This is a genomic window from Roseimaritima multifibrata (assembly GCF_007741495.1).
GTDB classification, from domain to species: domain Bacteria; phylum Planctomycetota; class Planctomycetia; order Pirellulales; family Pirellulaceae; genus Roseimaritima; species Roseimaritima multifibrata.
Genome location: NZ_CP036262.1, coordinates 647,248 through 662,868 on the forward strand (window position 1 = coordinate 647,248; position 15,621 = coordinate 662,868).

11 protein-coding genes are annotated in these 15,621 nt (G+C 55.5%); 5 read left to right on the forward strand and 6 right to left on the reverse strand.

Annotated elements, in window-relative coordinates:
* Positions 1–199 precede the first annotated feature (199 nt).
* The 4 genes from trkA to FF011L_RS02490 all read right to left on the reverse strand — a co-directional run bounded on the left by trkA (position 200) and on the right by FF011L_RS02490 (position 3,869).
* Complete coding sequence (gene trkA, locus FF011L_RS02475) at positions 200–1,543, reverse strand: Trk system potassium transporter TrkA (protein WP_145349963.1); 1,344 nt, start codon at positions 1,541–1,543, stop codon at positions 200–202.
* Entirely contained in the window at positions 1,544–1,738 is a 195-nt protein-coding gene (locus tag FF011L_RS02480; protein WP_145349964.1) for a hypothetical protein, read from the reverse strand.
* The gene (locus FF011L_RS02485; RefSeq protein ID WP_145349966.1) at positions 1,735–2,373 is read right to left on the reverse strand and encodes a DUF6677 family protein; all 639 of its coding nucleotides are present in this window, start codon (positions 2,371–2,373) and stop codon (positions 1,735–1,737) included. Before FF011L_RS02485 ends, FF011L_RS02480 begins: the two co-directional genes overlap by 4 nt.
* 233 nt (positions 2,374–2,606) lie before the next feature.
* The gene (locus tag FF011L_RS02490; protein WP_145349968.1) at positions 2,607–3,869 is read right to left on the reverse strand and encodes a multidrug effflux MFS transporter; all 1,263 of its coding nucleotides are present in this window, start codon (positions 3,867–3,869) and stop codon (positions 2,607–2,609) included.
* A 188-nt stretch (positions 3,870–4,057) separates the two neighbouring features.
* Between FF011L_RS02490 and FF011L_RS02495 the strand changes: the two genes are divergently transcribed.
* From FF011L_RS02495 to FF011L_RS02510, 4 genes are all read left to right on the forward strand, one after another.
* Complete coding sequence (locus tag FF011L_RS02495) at positions 4,058–4,966, forward strand: dihydrodipicolinate synthase family protein (protein WP_145349970.1); 909 nt, start codon at positions 4,058–4,060, stop codon at positions 4,964–4,966.
* 201 nt (positions 4,967–5,167) lie between these two features.
* Positions 5,168–6,238 (forward strand): hypothetical protein, encoded by a 1,071-nt coding sequence (locus FF011L_RS02500; protein WP_218932972.1) that lies wholly within the window; start codon positions 5,168–5,170, stop codon positions 6,236–6,238.
* A gap of 64 nt (positions 6,239–6,302) precedes the next feature.
* Entirely contained in the window at positions 6,303–8,447 is a 2,145-nt protein-coding gene (locus FF011L_RS02505; RefSeq protein ID WP_145349972.1) for a WD40/YVTN/BNR-like repeat-containing protein, read from the forward strand.
* Positions 8,448–8,871: 424 nt separating this feature from the next.
* On the forward strand, positions 8,872–9,864 hold the full coding sequence (locus FF011L_RS02510) for a YHYH protein (protein WP_145349974.1): 993 nt from the start codon (positions 8,872–8,874) through the stop codon (positions 9,862–9,864).
* 49 nt (positions 9,865–9,913) lie between these two features.
* Here the strand turns inward: FF011L_RS02510 and FF011L_RS02515 are convergent, their stop codons facing one another.
* Complete coding sequence (locus FF011L_RS02515; RefSeq protein WP_218932973.1) at positions 9,914–11,281, reverse strand: IS4 family transposase; 1,368 nt, start codon at positions 11,279–11,281, stop codon at positions 9,914–9,916.
* Between the two features lie 1,371 nt (positions 11,282–12,652).
* Here FF011L_RS02515 and FF011L_RS02520 point away from each other — a divergent pair.
* On the forward strand, positions 12,653–14,125 hold the full coding sequence (locus FF011L_RS02520; protein ID WP_145349978.1) for an arylsulfatase: 1,473 nt from the start codon (positions 12,653–12,655) through the stop codon (positions 14,123–14,125).
* A gap of 214 nt (positions 14,126–14,339) precedes the next feature.
* On the opposite strand, the gene FF011L_RS02525 is transcribed toward FF011L_RS02520, so the two are convergent.
* The gene (locus tag FF011L_RS02525; RefSeq protein WP_246109682.1) at positions 14,340–15,494 is read right to left on the reverse strand and encodes a DUF1593 domain-containing protein; all 1,155 of its coding nucleotides are present in this window, start codon (positions 15,492–15,494) and stop codon (positions 14,340–14,342) included.
* Positions 15,495–15,621: the final 127 nt, after the last annotated feature.

Sequence of the window (15,621 nt, forward strand, 5' to 3'; positions counted from 1 at the left end):
ATCATAAATCGCCCCGTCTCTCCGAGACGGGGGCCTGTAAGCACCCAGCCGCTAAGGCTGTTTAGCCTTTCGCTCCGCACAAAAACGCTCCGCGATGCAACTTTTGCGAGGAGCGTGAAAACGATTGTTGACGGATTGCCGGTCGATCCACGCTCTGGCGAGCGTAGCTACGGCGGCACTCGCCGGGCTGCCGAATCCGCTACGCCTGGAACAGCTTGAGCGTTTCCTGGGAGACCGTTTCGTCGATCAACGCGACCACGATATCGCCGGGGATCAGTTGGTCGGACGCTTTGGGGACTTTGACAAAACCGTCTCGGTCAATCGCTGCGACCAAGCAGTTGCCCGAAAGAGGAAGATCGCAGAGTGGTTTCCCGCTGACCTCGGAGTTTTCCAGAATTTCTAGCTCGTAGACGCCAATCGACCCGTTGGGCAATTTGCTGTGGCTGATCACGGATCCTTCGTGCAGGTGGCCGAGGATCTGCCGGGCGGCGACGTCGCGTTCACTGACCGCGAGGTCGATCCCCAGTTTTTCCACCACGTTTGCGTAGTCCGCACGTCCGACGACCGAGAGGACATGCTTGGCCCCTAATTCTCGAGCTTCGACGCAGGCCATGATGTTGTTTTCGTCGTTGCCGGTGCACGCGACAAACCAATCGGCTTTACCGGCTCCTTCGTCCTCCAGAATCATGCGACGATTTGCACTCGCGTGAAGGACGGTGATGTTTTTCAATTGAGTGCTGAGGTAGTCGCAGCGCTCGGCGTCTTTTTCTAGCAGGATCACGTGGAAGTGATGTTCGCCCAGAGATTGGGCCAAGTGGTATCCTGTTTCGCCTCCGCCGGCGATCATGATCACTTGCTTGCGCGGAAAACGTTTCTCTCGATCGAACAGGTCGTGGGCATCGGCAACGTCGCCTGGCATGCCGATCAGGCTGATCTGGTCACCCGCGCGAGGTTCGTCCCCTGCACTGGCGATCCACATCCGGTTTTCTCGTGAAATCGATCCGACGCGAACTCCGCTGGGAAGTTTAAGGTCGCTCAGTTTTGTGCCGACGGCCGGGGCGGATGCGGCGACTTCGATTTCGTAAACGACCAGTTGCCCACGGGCGAAGTTTTCCAGGGGAATGGCTCCTGGATTACGAATCGTTCTAGCCAGTTCGGTCGCCGACAACTGCTCCAGGCTAAGCAAGCGGTCGATTCCGAAGTGACGTTGGTAATCGAACGTGCTGAGGTCTCGGAATGCCGGGGCGTAGACTCGTGCGACCGTCCGGCGGGCTCCTAAAGCCTTTGCCATGCTGGCCGCGACGATATTGACTTCGTCCTCTCCGGTCAAAGCTAAGCAGATGTCCGAAGCCGCCACGCCGCATTGAAACAAGACGGTGCTTTGCGACGCATTTCCTTGGACGGCACGTACATCCAGTTCGGCGTTGATACGACGAACGTTTTCTGCATTTTGGTCGACAACCGTTACGCTGTGTCCCTGCCGGCAGAGGATGTCGGCAACCCAGGTTCCGACGGTGCCAGCACCCAGAATCATGACGTGCATTTAGGAAACCAAATAGCCGATGCCAAGAAGGATTAAGAAAATAACGCCCATGAAACTGGTGATCCAATACGCCGTATAAGCGGCGTGTTTAAGGATCAATGTCATGTCTTCATGCCGCGTCGCTCCGTAGACGAGCGAAATCGAAACCAGCAATGGGAGGTAGTACAGCAGGTACGTCGGGGAGATCGACATCATGAGGACTTCTCCGTTGAATTAGGGCTTGGGGTCTCGTCTTCGTCCTTCGCGGCTTTTTTCTTGCGGCCGCTGATCGGGGTCGATAGCGGGCCGGAACAGGCATCGTAGATCACCAGGATATTTAAGATCCCCGCGATCATTGTGTACCAAGTCCCCATTTCGTAGCCTGCCCCTTGGCGTGCGTACCATGCGGACACTTCGTCAGCCGATTGTTCCATAACCGGGCGGCGTGGGGGGGCCATCAATCCTCCAAACAGAGGTTTCCAGTCAGGGTCGGTGGCGTAACTGAGCGGGCTTCGTACGCCGTCGCCAAACTGTTGGGTGGCGTTTTTCATCCGGTAGCCCTCGATCAGGGCGGGCATCGCAATCGCACCGGCGCCCAGTTGGCAAACGTAATGCCAGCGTTTGTCGCCAGGAATCCATGATGCGTAAACCACGTGGGCTCCACCGACGATAAACCCGACCACGTAGGTGGTCAGGATGCAGGCCATGTAGAGGACGCCTTTTGCATAGCGTTTTTGATAAAAGTGCCCTGCCCCTGGGAATAGCCAAGCCAGGATGCCCGCAACAGCAGGATTGCGGAGGTCGATCGGAATTCCGTCAACCTCTATCTTGCTCGGATCGGTTTGCGACATCGGTTTTAAGGGGCTCTGAGGGGGGTGGCGGGAGTCATTTACCTCGCCCATCTTAGCGAAACAGCCGATTGGGGCTAGATCAGCGGAAAATAGTCGCGGTTCGCTAGGAAAGTGCGGGTGAATCTCCAGTAGATATTAGAGCGAAAACCGACAGTCCAAAAAACGACAGCCCGTTTTATAAAGGGGCGCAGCCCAAGCGATTGCGAGAACACTCTCTCAGGCGTTTGCCCTTACTATCGTGTTTCGACCGGCATCAGGCGATCTTGGCCTGGTTCTGCCACTTCGCTGGGCTCTTCTTCGACCGGACAGGCAAACGCTCGCTTTTGACCTTGCAGCAGGATGACCAGCCCTATCGCAGAAGTGGCTCCGAAAATCGCGATGATTGGCAATTGGTCTTCCGGTGACGCAGCACTGATCCCGGTCGAAATGATCGCTCCGGCCCCCAGCTGAAAAAAGCCCAGCAGGGCCGAGGCACTACCGGCGTTCTTGCTGAACGGGCCAATCGCCAATGCCGCAGCATTCGGGTTGGTGATCCCAATGCAGCCCAAGAACCCAAGCATCATAGCCAGGGTTCCCGCCAGTCCCAGGATTCCCGCAAGACTCCCCGCCAGAAACAACAGGGCAAATGCGACTTGGGCCGTGAGGAACCAACGGAACAGTTGTTCGCTGGAGTAGCGGCGAAGGAGAAGCACGTTCACTTGGCTGGCCCCGATAAATCCTGCTGCCAGAAACGCAAAGATCAAACTGTAGGTGGTGCCTCCGACGCCGAACCCGTCCATAAATAAAATGGGGGACCCCGCCACATACGTGAACAAGCCAGCGAACGAAAATGCACCGGCTCCGGCATAGGTAGAAAATCGTGGGTGCCGAAAAATCGACCAATATTCGGCAAAGATCGGTCCGGGCCTAAGCACAATGTCAGGGTCGGGCGTGTGCCCCTCGGGAAGGAGTGTCAAAACCAAAGCCAAAATGCCTGCGACGATTAACGCCAACGCATAAAACGCCGATTGCCAGCCTGCAAACTGAATGATTAGGCTGCCGATTGTCGGAGCCAGCAGCGGGGAAACCGCGATGAACAGAAATAGGCGGGACAACACGCGAGCCGCTTGATTGCGTGGGAAGAAGTCACGCACCATTGCGATCGAAGCTACCTGAGCGACACATCCCCCCAAGCCTTGGATGAAACGCAGCCCAATCAATGCGTTGATGTTGGGGGCAAACGCACAGCCTAACGAGGCGATCACAAACAGGCTTAACCCAAACGTCAGCGGCTTCTTGCGTCCGAATCGGTCAAGCAAAGGTCCGTAGATGATCTGCCCAAGTGCCAACCCCGTGAAGTAACTGGATAGAGTCAGCGCGATGGTGGTGCTGGGGACGCCAAATTCGGCTGCAAGTTCGGGAAACGCGGGCAGGTAGACATCAATTGCAAACGGACTGACGACACTTAAGGCCCCAAGCAGCGAAATAATAAACAGATCGGATCGTTTGGCGGGCAACTTCGGTACCTGTATTTTAGCTGCGAAAGAAGCAAACGATGGCGATGAACGGGCAACCGCTGGCAAGTCCGTAACGTATTTGGAAACCGCCTATGCAGGTAGAGGGCCGAATCGAATAACATGACGGTTGCTTTTAATGTTCAAATCACCATCCCCGCCCACCAATCCATCCGATCCCCCAGGTCACCATGTCGCAGTTCAAGCTGAGTAACCTTATTGCCGCAACCTATACCCCGCTGAATGCGGATGGTCGCTTAAATCTTCAGCAGGTAGGGCCGTTGGTGGAGCATCTGCTCGGTAGCGGAGTCACGGGGCTGTACGTCTGCGGCAGCACCGGAGAAGGGATGTCGCTCAGCTGTGAAGATCGCCGATCGGTGACCGATGCCTTCGTCACCGCGGCTGCCGGCCGAGTCCCCGTGATCGTTCAGGTGGGGCACAATAGCCTTGACGATGCCAAGCAGTTGGCAGCCCATGCACAACAGGTCGGCGCCGACGCGATTTCCGCGACCTGCCCTTCCTATTTCAAAGTCGGAACGGTTGGCGGGTTGGTCGACAGCATGGCCGAAGTCGCGTCAGGAGCCCCGGAACTTCCTTTCTACTATTACCACATTCCGATGCTGACCGGATCCAAGATCGACATGGTTCCGTTTTTGACCGAAGGGGTCGCACGGATCCCGAATCTGGTCGGACTGAAATATACCGACACCGCGCTGCATGAGTTCCAGGAGTGCTTTGAGTTGCAGGATGGGCGATTCGATGTGGTGTGGGGCTGCGATGAAATGTTGTTGGGCGCCTTAGCAACAGGAGCGCAAGCGGCGATCGGCAGTACCTATAACATCGCCGCACCGTTGTATGCCCGCCTGATCGAAGCATTCGAAAAAGGAGATCTGCAGGAAGCCCGTCGTCTACAGGGGCTGTCGATCCAAATGATCCGCACCATCAACCTGTACCCCTTTCATCCCGCGATGAAAGCTGTCCTTAAAATGAAAGGCATCGACGTAGGAGGCTGCCGGTTACCTCAAGGAAAATTGACTGCGGAAGAAGCCAAGTCCCTGCAAAGCAAACTTCAGTCGATAGGCTTCTTCGATTGGTCCTAAAATAGGACAAGCGATTGGTGTCCCGGCCAGGGAAACCCCTTTCCTCATAGCCACCCCAAGAACCCCGTAGCTACCTTCGCCAGAAGGTGGACCTGCGAGGTTTTCCACGCTCTGGCGATCCTCACTGCGAGATCTTGCGGACTCCGGTTACCATAGTTGCTTGGGCCGTTTGGCTCCTTGTTGCTGAAGAAGTTCAAAAAAATGCCAAACCTGTTAGTGGTCGTCTTTCAATGGCTGGCACCAATCGGAGAGTCCAAAACCGCGTCTGGCATGATCGGTCTCGCGGCATTTCCCGAAACCAACCGCTCAAACCCTGGTAAACGCACCATGCATTCAACAGCCTTACTTGTTCCTTTCCTACTGTTCGCCACTGCTGCGTTGGCACAGCATCCGCAGATCCCGGTGGGCCCAAATGCGGACCTTGGTGGCGTTCTTCTCATGCCAGCTGGCGACGAGTGGAATCGCGATGTGTCAAAAGACCCGGTCGATCCACGAAGCGACGCCATCATTGCCAAGATCGGTGCTCAGACGAGGCTGCATGAAGACTTCGGTCTGATCTGGAAGGGGGCGCCGGGCGGCATCCCGTATTACGTGGTCAGCGGTGACCAGCCCAAGGTGCCCGTGGCGTTTGCCTATGCGGGCGAAAGTGATCCAGGACCCTATCCCATTCCGCCAAATGCTCCTATCGAGGGCGGCCCGGAAGGGGCTGGCGACCGTCATGTGATTGTCCTGGACAAAGATAACTGGCGTCTTTACGAGATGTTTCACGCGTTCCCCATCGACGGCGGTAAGTCTTGGAAAGCGAGTAGTGGTGCGATATTTGATCTGAAAGATCTGAAGCCGCGTCCCGCAGGCTGGACTAGCGCCGATGCTGCAGGGTTGCCGATCCTGCCTGGCCTGGCTCGCTACGATGAACTTTGTGTGAAAAAGAAGTTGACGCACGCGTTGCGATTTACAGTGAAAAAGTCTCGCCGCGCCTACGTTTTCCCGGCCTCCCATTTCGCGAGCAAACACAACGATCCAGATTTGCCCCCCATGGGCATGAGAGTGCGACTGAAAGCGGATTTTGACACTTCCAAGTTCAGCGGCCCGGCGCGAGTACTCCTCGAAGGATTAAAAACGTACGGCATGATTCTGGCCGACAACGGTGGCGACTGGTTTGTCAGCGGCGCTCCCGACGATCGCTGGGTGCATGATGAACTGACCCCAATTCGGCAAGTCAAAGGCAGCGACTTCGAAGTCGTAAAAATGGGGCCGATGACGATGCGGTAGAGTTTTTTCACATGAAAAGCACTACCTTTGATTTTTCTTGCCAAACTCAACGTCTGTGAACTCCATGTCCCACCTGCTCGCACCAAAACGAATCATCGCGTACCACTTGCGCGGTGTGGCAGCGGTCTGTTGTCTGCTGTTTCTTCTTTGTCTGGGCATAGGTCAACAAAGTCTTGCCGCAGCCCCACCGGTATGGCAGCCTTTCGGTCCCGGTGGTGGCGGCTGGATCGAGGATGTCGTGTCCCATCCAACGAATCCACAGGAAGTCTGGGCGATGACGGATCTGAGCGGCTTGTTTCGCTCGCAGGATGCCGGCGTGACGTGGCGGAAGATGTCTTCGGACGTCGAGCGTGGTGTGGTGGCTCGGAAGCAGATCGTCTCGCATAACCGGCAGTTTGCCATTGATCCCACCGAGCCGAACCGAATGTACTGGGGTGTGTGCGGCATGATCTGGAGTAGTCAGGACGGCGGTGTGAGTTGGCAGGCCTCGTATGGCAATCCGCCTGCTCCGGGGAATGACAAGCGGACCGGCGTCGGTCACGCGATGACGGTCGCGAATGATGGGACGGTATTCGCGCTCGATCATGAAAGTGTGTTGCGTACGTCCCGCGATCACGGCGCAACTTGGAGTGAACTAACCAAGCCGCCGGTGGCACAGAATAGCAGCGACACGCCCGCGTTTCCTTTTTGCCTTGCCGATGGCACGTTATGCGTCGCCTGTCGCCCATCCGCGGGGCTCGCGGTTTCTAACGATGGTGGCAATTCTTGGTCAACCAAGCTTGCGACCAGCATTATCCTGAATGCATGTGCCGCACCCGCGGGCACCGGGCATGATGGCACGCTCTATGCGTTTGATTCCACGGGACGACTGCATCGCAGCGAAGATAGTGGCAAAACATTTGTCGTGATCAAAGAGACCCGGCATCAATGGAAACCCGGGCTCCGCTTCGCCGGAGGCTTGGCGGTTTCCAAATCAGGCAAGGTCATGCTCTGGGCGCTCGGCGAGACGGTGGTGAGTATGGATTGGGGGGAATCATGGACTCGGCATCGTATCGAAACAAATTGGCAGCGAGGCAGTTACGCTGGCATGAATCGGTATGCCTCGCCGGAAGGCAAGTGCAGTGCGCTCGCGGTCACTGCCGATGGAAACGTTTGGTTGAAGTGCGACAGCTCGTTGATGTGTCGGAGCACGGACGATGGTGTGAGCTGGACGGGTAGCACCGAAGGGCTGCAAGTGCTCTGCTATTTCCAAGGTGCCGCCGTGAGTCCCCATTCCCCGCACCAAGCCATGGTCGCAGCCTTAGATCAAGGTGTCTTCAAAACCAGTGACGACGGCAAGTCCTGGCAACCAATGCGAATTCAACCGGAGTGGTGGGATGACAAGTGGCAGAATCACGACGGTAGCGTCGTTAAAGCTCACCCGACGAAGCCGGAGACTTGGTTCGCCATCATCCATGGCCATGGCGGCACTCGGCATCCCCGTTTACATCGTACCGATGATGGTGGCGAATCCTGGCGTCTCGTTCTTGATGTGAAAAAAAAGTTCGGCGGCGATTGGGGTAGATGGCTGAGTGATGCCGAGATGGGGGATCTCTGCTTCGATCCCATAAACCCCAATATCATCTATCTGTCTAATTACCAGCTTGGTGTCTTGCGGAGCGAAGACGGTGGCGCGACGTGGGTTCATACGCTCAAGGCAAAGAACGGGCTCAACCTGGTGACCTCCCCGAGCGGGCAGCATGTTTATCTGCAATGCCTGAAACGTAACGGACTTTATGCCAGTCACGATCGTGGTCTGACCTGGGGCATCACTTATGCCGCAGATGGAGTCGACGGTCTTGCTCATCACCCAACGGATGAGAGCACGCTCTTTGTCAACGATGGACAGCACGAGAATTACTGGAGCTACAAGGGGCAGCGGCCCTCGAAGCTGCTCAAAAGCACTGACGCAGGGAAGACTTGGAATGAGCTCGCCCGGCTGGACGGCGGTCCACTCTACGTCGATCCCGTGAAGCCCAGCGTAATGCTAACCAGCACACTGCATGGACGCGGAATTCTGCGCAGTACGGATGGGGGAATGACGTGGCACGAATTTCACTTCGACGCCCCCAGTCACACGACACGCGGCTTCACTTACGGCGGCCTGCCCGGCAGCGTGCTGTACCACATGTTTGGGAACATGGCACGAACAACACAGCTTTATAAATGATCCGGTAGAGCTAGTGATCGCGCACGATTCAGCCGTTTGAAACTGGTGTTGGCTAGTTCGAAATTCTCAGAATTTTGGCTTTTGTTCGCGACGTCTGATCGGTGTGCGTGATGGTGTTGAAGCCCAGCAGTTCTTCGCGGTTTCGGCTCTTGTTCTGGATCGTTCCCCTGAGCGGGGGGCGGGAAAAGCGGCCATCGAGAATTGCCTGATTCCTCTCGAATCTCGGTGAATATCTGTTTTCTTTGGCCCTCGGCGTCTGCCAATCTCGCACTGCGGTACGTAGAGGCTCCCTTCGTGGGGGATCGCTAATCGAGTTCGACAGCTTGATTCGTTACGTTGTATCCCTGGTAGTCCTGGTTGCACTGCTTGGTTGACGATTGACCGAATTTTCAAATCACATCACCCAACCTGAAGGAACTCCAAGATGATCCATCGCTTCAAGCCGAGGCTTTTGACTCTGTCCTTGATGCTCGGTTTGCTCTCCTTCGGTTCTGGCTGCGGGCCGAGAGGCGAAACGATCCCTCAAAAGGTCGTTCAGGCAGTGAATCCCGATCACTTTGTCGAGGAAAGCTTGGTCGAGCCGATTCGGAAGGAGATGCGGACACTCAGTGACGGGAGCCAAGCGGAATGTTATGTGATCACCACCAAAGCCGTTCCTCCGGATCATCCGCTCGGTCCATGGGCACCCAAACACGTGACCGATGGCGAGGATAAAGGGGGTATTTGGATCAAGGATGGGCACGTCTACAACGTTTCTGGTGAATTTGTCGCTCACCTGGATGAGCTTTACGATGATCCTGAATGGAATTTGGTGCGGGAAGATGGAAGCATAAAAGTGACCGATACGGAAGAGGCTTTCAACTTGGCCGCGCGACCGAACGTTGATCCTCGTTACGAAAATTACGCGGTCGAGTGTCCGCCGGATGTGGTTGAGTGGAAGAGCTACCACAACGTGTACGTGATTCCAGTGAGCCCGGTTTATCGATCGGTCACGACCGATTTCCATCGGGTCGGCGACGGACATTCCCCAGTTGGAGTCGCGTTCAACGGCGTCAAGTACGATCCGCCAGCACCGATTCACATGATCATCAAAGCTCACACGATCGCGCCGTTTGATCATTCAGGCGGACACGTCAATCCACACGCCGGGTACCACTACCATGCTGCCACGGGGAAGACCAAAGAGATCGAGCAGTCGGACGGGCACTCACCATTGATCGGATATGCGCTGGATGGTTTTGGCATCTACGCTCACTTGGACACCGTCGGCAAGGAGCCAGAAGGCCTGGACGAGTGCAGCGGGCACTACGACGACGTTCGCGGCTACCACTATCACGCCGGTGCAGCAGGAGACAACCAAATCATCGGTGCGTTTCGAGGTATCGCAGGATCCGCCGAAATCGTCAAACCGAAGTGAGCCCACAGAAAAGGGGTCAGGAGCGAATGGCACTTAATCCGCGTAAGTCCTATGCTTCACCGGGTTTGTAGTCGTGGCGTGGTTTCTGCATGATCTTTGGCCGTCGCTTGAGCACCCTGGGTTCGTAGCGATCCGGACGGTTGCCGACGACGTGCTGCAAGCAGCAGCGATACAGCACTTCGCACAGTTCATCAACGTTACTGATCAGACCCAGCACCGGCAGCATGTCCGACACCGTCGTGAGCGTTGACTTGAAACTGATTTGCCAAGGTTGCACGTCGCCCTCTATCGCGACCTCGGCCATCACGCCGCGGATCAGATTGTAGGCGAGCATGTGCGCACGAATCTCGTTGCGAACGCGATGCGGTTTCTTGCAGCGCAGATGTTCCATTTGCATGATCGTCTTGAGGCTTCGCAGATTCAGCTCTGCTTGCCATCGCCTGCGAAACAGAGTTGCGATATCTTCTTTGGTGTAGTTAGTGTCATCCAAAAGCGACGTGTGAACGATGATCTCGCGTGTTCGAAATCCTGTGTTGGCAATACGAATCTTGATCTCGCGAATCGTGATGAAGTCGGGATACGTTTTGTACTCCTCGACGCTCATCCAAGCCGGGCGTAATGGCTTAGCGATTTGGATTGAGTGGTCGTCTTTTCCGTATCGAATGCCGGTCCGAAAGTCGCTCCTGCGCATTGGATGTTTACGAACGACTACATGCCCGTCGCGCTGCATGACTCGCGCCATTTCGAACCACCCCGCATACGCGCGATCGGCAAGGAAAACGTCGGTTTCTTCAATGATTTGATCGATCTGCCGAAATAGACTCACTTCGTGGGTGAGCTTGCCTTTGTACCGTCCCGTCGCCATCTCCAGTACGACTCCAGTGGACAAAGCGAACAAGACAACGCCGCGCAGGATCGGGAATCCACAGCCTGGTGCTTGGCTGGAAAGTTGCGGGTATTCGGCCTGGTTGTCACGCGTGTTCGCCATCGTGACGGTCGCACCATCGGCGGTGATCACTCGGTGTCCTAACCACAGCCAATGATTAGGAGCCTTGGCTTCGATTGCCTGTCCGCTGGACGTTACCAGGCGATGCATCGCAGACTCGTCGAGTTTGTCACGGGCGATGCAGTATGCACCGGTCTGCGCCGAGCATGATCGTTGACGATTGGCGACTCGATAGGTGATCAGCTTGGTGACTGCCGAGACACAACCATGGTGGATGCTCATTACTTGCGATAAAAACACCCACAGGGTCACCGAGGTGTTGTAAACTCGAGCCGCGTCCAGAATCGAGGTTGCCTCACCAAAGGCCGACGCGATAGTCTCTTTGGAGAGAAGGGACGCGAAGTACAAGTCGCCGCACTGGCGAGCGTGATGGACTCGATTGCGAAACGAATCAAACGATTGATAGCACACAGGGGGCTTCCTTGCTTGATGTGTTTGGGAGGTTAGATATCCAAACTCATCGCAGGTGAAGCCCCTTGCTGTCAATCGATGCTAACGCCTGACGTACCAACAACTTGTCGCGGATTAAGTGCCATTCGGGTCAGGCCTCTTTGATTTGACCGGTTTATCTGTCTTGCACGCAACCTCATGCCGTCGCGTTCGCGACTCTTAAGGTGCTAGGGGGCATGTTCCTGGGACTTGCGTCCCAGGCTTTCGCATGCCGTCGCGTTCGCGACTGTGCCCTTTCGAAGAGAATTGTATTCGTGGTGAATAAGTGCTTCGCCCATATCACCCACAAATTCTTCTGAGGAGGCCATTTTTATTGTTTGTCGATAGGTTGAACGCAACGCTTTGCGAGCCGAAGCTGCTTTCTCTATGGCCGATTTCGCGGCTTCCCAACTGGGGCGATCGAGTCAACGAGCCGCTTACGCAATCCGAGCTCGATGCGGTTCGTTTGTCAGCGCAGCGAGGAAGACTGCTGGGCGATGAAGGCTGGGTAAATACCATTGCCAGACGGCTCAAACTCGAATCAACAATGCGCCCCCGAGGCCGGCCAAGAGTCCGTTTTCCCAAGCAATCTCAAAACAAAGAGGCCTGACCCCTTTGATCGCACCCGAATGGGCTACCTGCTGTCGTTCCTGCCGGGACTGGTGCGCTCGGAAGATGGGAGCTGAACTTGGTTGGTTTGTATAGCGCAGCTTGCGAGTGGATGATGGCATTCGCGTAATTGGTGTGATTCGCGGGCAGGATGTCTGAGCTCCATTGCTGCCGCCCCGCGGGGGTTTTGGTGGGCTTCGGGGTGGACTCACGCCACGGCCAACCTGCTGTGATCCCTGCCGGGACTTGGACGCAAGGGCTGGCTAATTCTGTCGTCGCTTTTCGACTTTGGTTTGTATCCTCGGTGCTGTTGGGACTTGCGTCCCAGGCTCTATCCTGCCATGGCTTCGCCATTGTGCGGTTTGCGAGCTGGTTAGCCAGTGGCCAAATCTAAGATCAGAAAAGTGGGCAGGACTCTTTTGCGTTGGTTCTGCGAATTGCCACGGTTCAATGCGTGGTAGATCGCGTTTGCCTCGTCATTGTGTTTGGGGCTTGGTGTTTTTTTAGGGATAGAAGGCCAGGGGGGATTCCGCAAAGAGTTGTGCCCCTTTTCCTGGCCACCGATAGTTGTTACTTGCAATTTAGTTCGTCAAAACAGACAATCAATTTCCCATCCACTCATCCCTTCAAGAAAATGCAATCATGCAGAATCGCTGCTCTGCGACGCATCGTCGGATCAATGGACGCTCCGAATTTTGCGGCAAAATCCGTCATGACTTTCGCTCTTCAGGATTCTGGAAAACCATGAATCACGTTTTCACGAGTATCGTCTTCTGCTTGCTTTTTGCAACCAATGGTCTGGACGTGTGGGCGGAACCGCCGAGTCCCCAAACTACTGTTGCAGAGGATTTGCCTGCAGCGTCTCAAAAAGCGCATGTGAAAGGTGACGGTGGCTTAAGCTTGACGTCGCAGAAACCGAACATTGTGCTAATCATGGCAGATGATCTCGGCTACGGCGATCTTGGTTGTTATGGTCAGAAATTGATTTCGACGCCGCGAATTGATCAATTGGCCGCCAGCGGAATGCGGTTTACTCAAGCCTATGCGGGTGCGCCCGTTTGCACCGCATCTCGAAGCGTCCTGATGACAGGTCTGCACAACGGACACACCCCTGCTCGGGATAACGTGCCACACTACAGCACCTACTTTCAGGAGGACGACGTCACGATTGCAGAAGTCCTCAAGCCTGCCGGTTATCGCTGCGGCGGAGTGGGCAAATGGTCGCTGGGAGATGCCGGGTCCGTGGGCAGAGCGACTCATCAAGGGTTTGATTCCTGGTTCGGTTATCTCAATCAGGACCACGCCCACTATTACTACCCAGAATACCTCGACGATGACGACGGCAGGTTTGAGCTGACCGGTAACGCGGCTTCAAGAGAACACTACAGCCATGACCTTCTGACCGATCGCGCCCTCCAGTTCATCCGGGAATCTCAAGCCAGTCCGTTCTTCCTGTATGTCGCGTGGACGTTGCCACATTTCGCTGCCAAAGATGAAGACCCTGACGGCCTTACCGTTCCCACGACAGCTCCCTACTCCGACCGAGACTGGGATGAGCGTTCCAAGAAGTATGCCGCCATGATAAACATGCTGGACAGCGATGTGGGTCGAATCCTGGACCTGCTTAGTGAACTGGAACTCGACGAGAACACCTTGGTCATCTTCACCAGCGACCATGGTGGCCATTGGTCTGTGCCCAAACCACTCAAAACAAATGGGGCGCTTCGTGGTTACAAACGGGACCTGACCGAAGGTGGCATTCGCGTTCCCTTTATCGCGCGCTGGACCGGAACCATTTCCGCCAACCAAACCAATCAGGAAGTGATTGCGTTTCAAGATATGTTGCCGACCTTCGCGGAATTGGCCGACGTAAGTCCGCCGCAGGGCATTGATGGGATTTCCGTCGTGGATGTCATGGAGGGCAAAAAACTCGATTCGACGCGTGAGTTTCTCTATTGGGATTACGGGCACTGCCGAGCCCGTTACGATCAGGCGGTTCGCTGGAAAGATTGGAAGGGAATTCGGCAGGGAGCGGGAAGTGATCTCCAGCTCTACGATCTCGCGAGCGATGTCTCTGAATCCCACAACATCGCTGCGAACCATCCCGAAATTGTGCGGCGGATCGAAGCCATGATGGAGGGCGCTGTGACGCCCAGCGAGCGATACCCCATCGGAAAACGATACCGCGGCGGACCACTGTGGACTCGCGAAAAATGATTGGCTCGACAAATCGCCTCGGCATCCCCATCCTGATTTCAGCATACGCATGCTAATGCGGGTCACCTGGGTGCGGTTGGCTTCGTTCTTTGGGACGCCGAAAACGTGTAGAGAACTGGGGCTTGTCTCGGATCATCTCTTACTGAGTTCTGCCTGGAGGTTGGAAAAGCAACGATTGCGAAATCGCTGAGCCCGTGATATCTTCCCGGCCATGCTACTCATTCACTCGATCCATCCGGTATTTCCAGTCTTCGAGGTACTCACGGCGCCAGTTGCTGACGGTTTTGGCTCCAGCCCGGTTGCTGGTGGATAGGCTGGGATCGGGGTTATCGGTCCAGTAGTCCTTACCGTGCCCGGTTGCTACAAACGCGCCGCCCCAATGCGGCGATGTGGGGTCATCGGGGTTGCCGCGAAGCAAATACAAGAATGACGGCGTATCACCCATCTTGATATCGTGTTTCTTCTTAAAAAATAAATCTCCAAGCGATCCGTGTCCCTTCACATTTTGTTGGATGAAACTTAGGTTGCCCCAGTCGTCGTCCTGCAGTCCGCCCATGTACATGCCTCGGAATGAAGTGTCGCTCTCGATCCACCACAAATCAGTATGATTCTTGAACAGATAATCTCGCGCTGCTGAGTCTTGCGATGTGTTCCAGGAGCCGATCGAATAAACGCGGATATGGCTTTTGATCGAGGGATCGTCATGGATTGCCTGAGCCACGTCGGTGATGCTTCCCCACACGAGAATCCACAGCGGCCGTTTATCCGCTGCATGCGCCCGCTGGATAATCCAGCGCGAGCCGTCCGTTGGTTCGCTCCAACCTTTTTGCGATGCTTTGTCGAGCGCGCCCTGCTTCACGACGCTACGCAACGCATCCGCAGCGGGGTAGGCTTTCGAGTGGCTTTTCAGATGCGAGTAGTCGTTGGCATAGGCATCGATCACTTCCAATATGTGCTTGGCACGCCCGGCTTCAGGCGGAGATGAAATCAAGCCCTCCACATCAATGACGTCAGCGTAGAGAAGCAGATGTATTAACGATTGAAAGTCGTCCGGATCGGAACCGCCAATATCCGACGAAATAACGACACGCGGCCGGTCGCCGCTCAAGGCGCCGCCCGGCGGTGAGGCTGACACCGACGCGGCAAAATGAATTGCGATAACAAAAAGAAAAGTCAGCAAAGCGGTCAGATGATTCAGGTTGGTCTTCAATGCAAGCTCCTTGATGCGGTTTCTATCTGCGTCTGCTTCCTGCAGAATAGTGTTAATGACGGGACAATCCCATCCGTCAGATTGATAAAGCCCAGACTCGTGGGGGGACTTCATGGACAGTGCATTCGTCGGAATGTTCTTCGACCAAAGCACCGTCATTTTGGAGGTGAATCTTCGTGTCTGAGCTGTCGAAACGTAGCATGGCATTGGCGAGTTTCGCTTCATAAATAGCATCGTCCATTCTCTATCCGTTCCCCTTCGGGGCTGGCGGAGAAGGATCGAGTGG

What these genes read in the sequence shown, in the direction of transcription:
- FF011L_RS02500 (WP_218932972.1), top strand. Translation starts at nt 5,168, where the DNA reads ATGCCAAACCTGTTAGTGGTCGTCTTTCAATGGCTGGCACCAATCGGA.
- FF011L_RS02480 (WP_145349964.1), bottom strand. Translation starts at nt 1,738, where the DNA reads ATGATGTCGATCTCCCCGACGTACCTGCTGTACTACCTCCCATTGCTG.
- FF011L_RS02510 (WP_145349974.1), top strand. Translation starts at nt 8,872, where the DNA reads ATGATCCATCGCTTCAAGCCGAGGCTTTTGACTCTGTCCTTGATGCTC.
- FF011L_RS02485 (WP_145349966.1), bottom strand. Translation starts at nt 2,373, where the DNA reads ATGTCGCAAACCGATCCGAGCAAGATAGAGGTTGACGGAATTCCGATC.
- FF011L_RS02525 (WP_246109682.1), bottom strand. Translation starts at nt 15,494, where the DNA reads ATGACGGTGCTTTGGTCGAAGAACATTCCGACGAATGCACTGTCCATG.
- trkA (WP_145349963.1), bottom strand. Translation starts at nt 1,543, where the DNA reads ATGCACGTCATGATTCTGGGTGCTGGCACCGTCGGAACCTGGGTTGCC.
- FF011L_RS02495 (WP_145349970.1), top strand. Translation starts at nt 4,058, where the DNA reads ATGTCGCAGTTCAAGCTGAGTAACCTTATTGCCGCAACCTATACCCCG.
- FF011L_RS02520 (WP_145349978.1), top strand. Translation starts at nt 12,653, where the DNA reads ATGAATCACGTTTTCACGAGTATCGTCTTCTGCTTGCTTTTTGCAACC.
- FF011L_RS02505 (WP_145349972.1), top strand. Translation starts at nt 6,303, where the DNA reads ATGTCCCACCTGCTCGCACCAAAACGAATCATCGCGTACCACTTGCGC.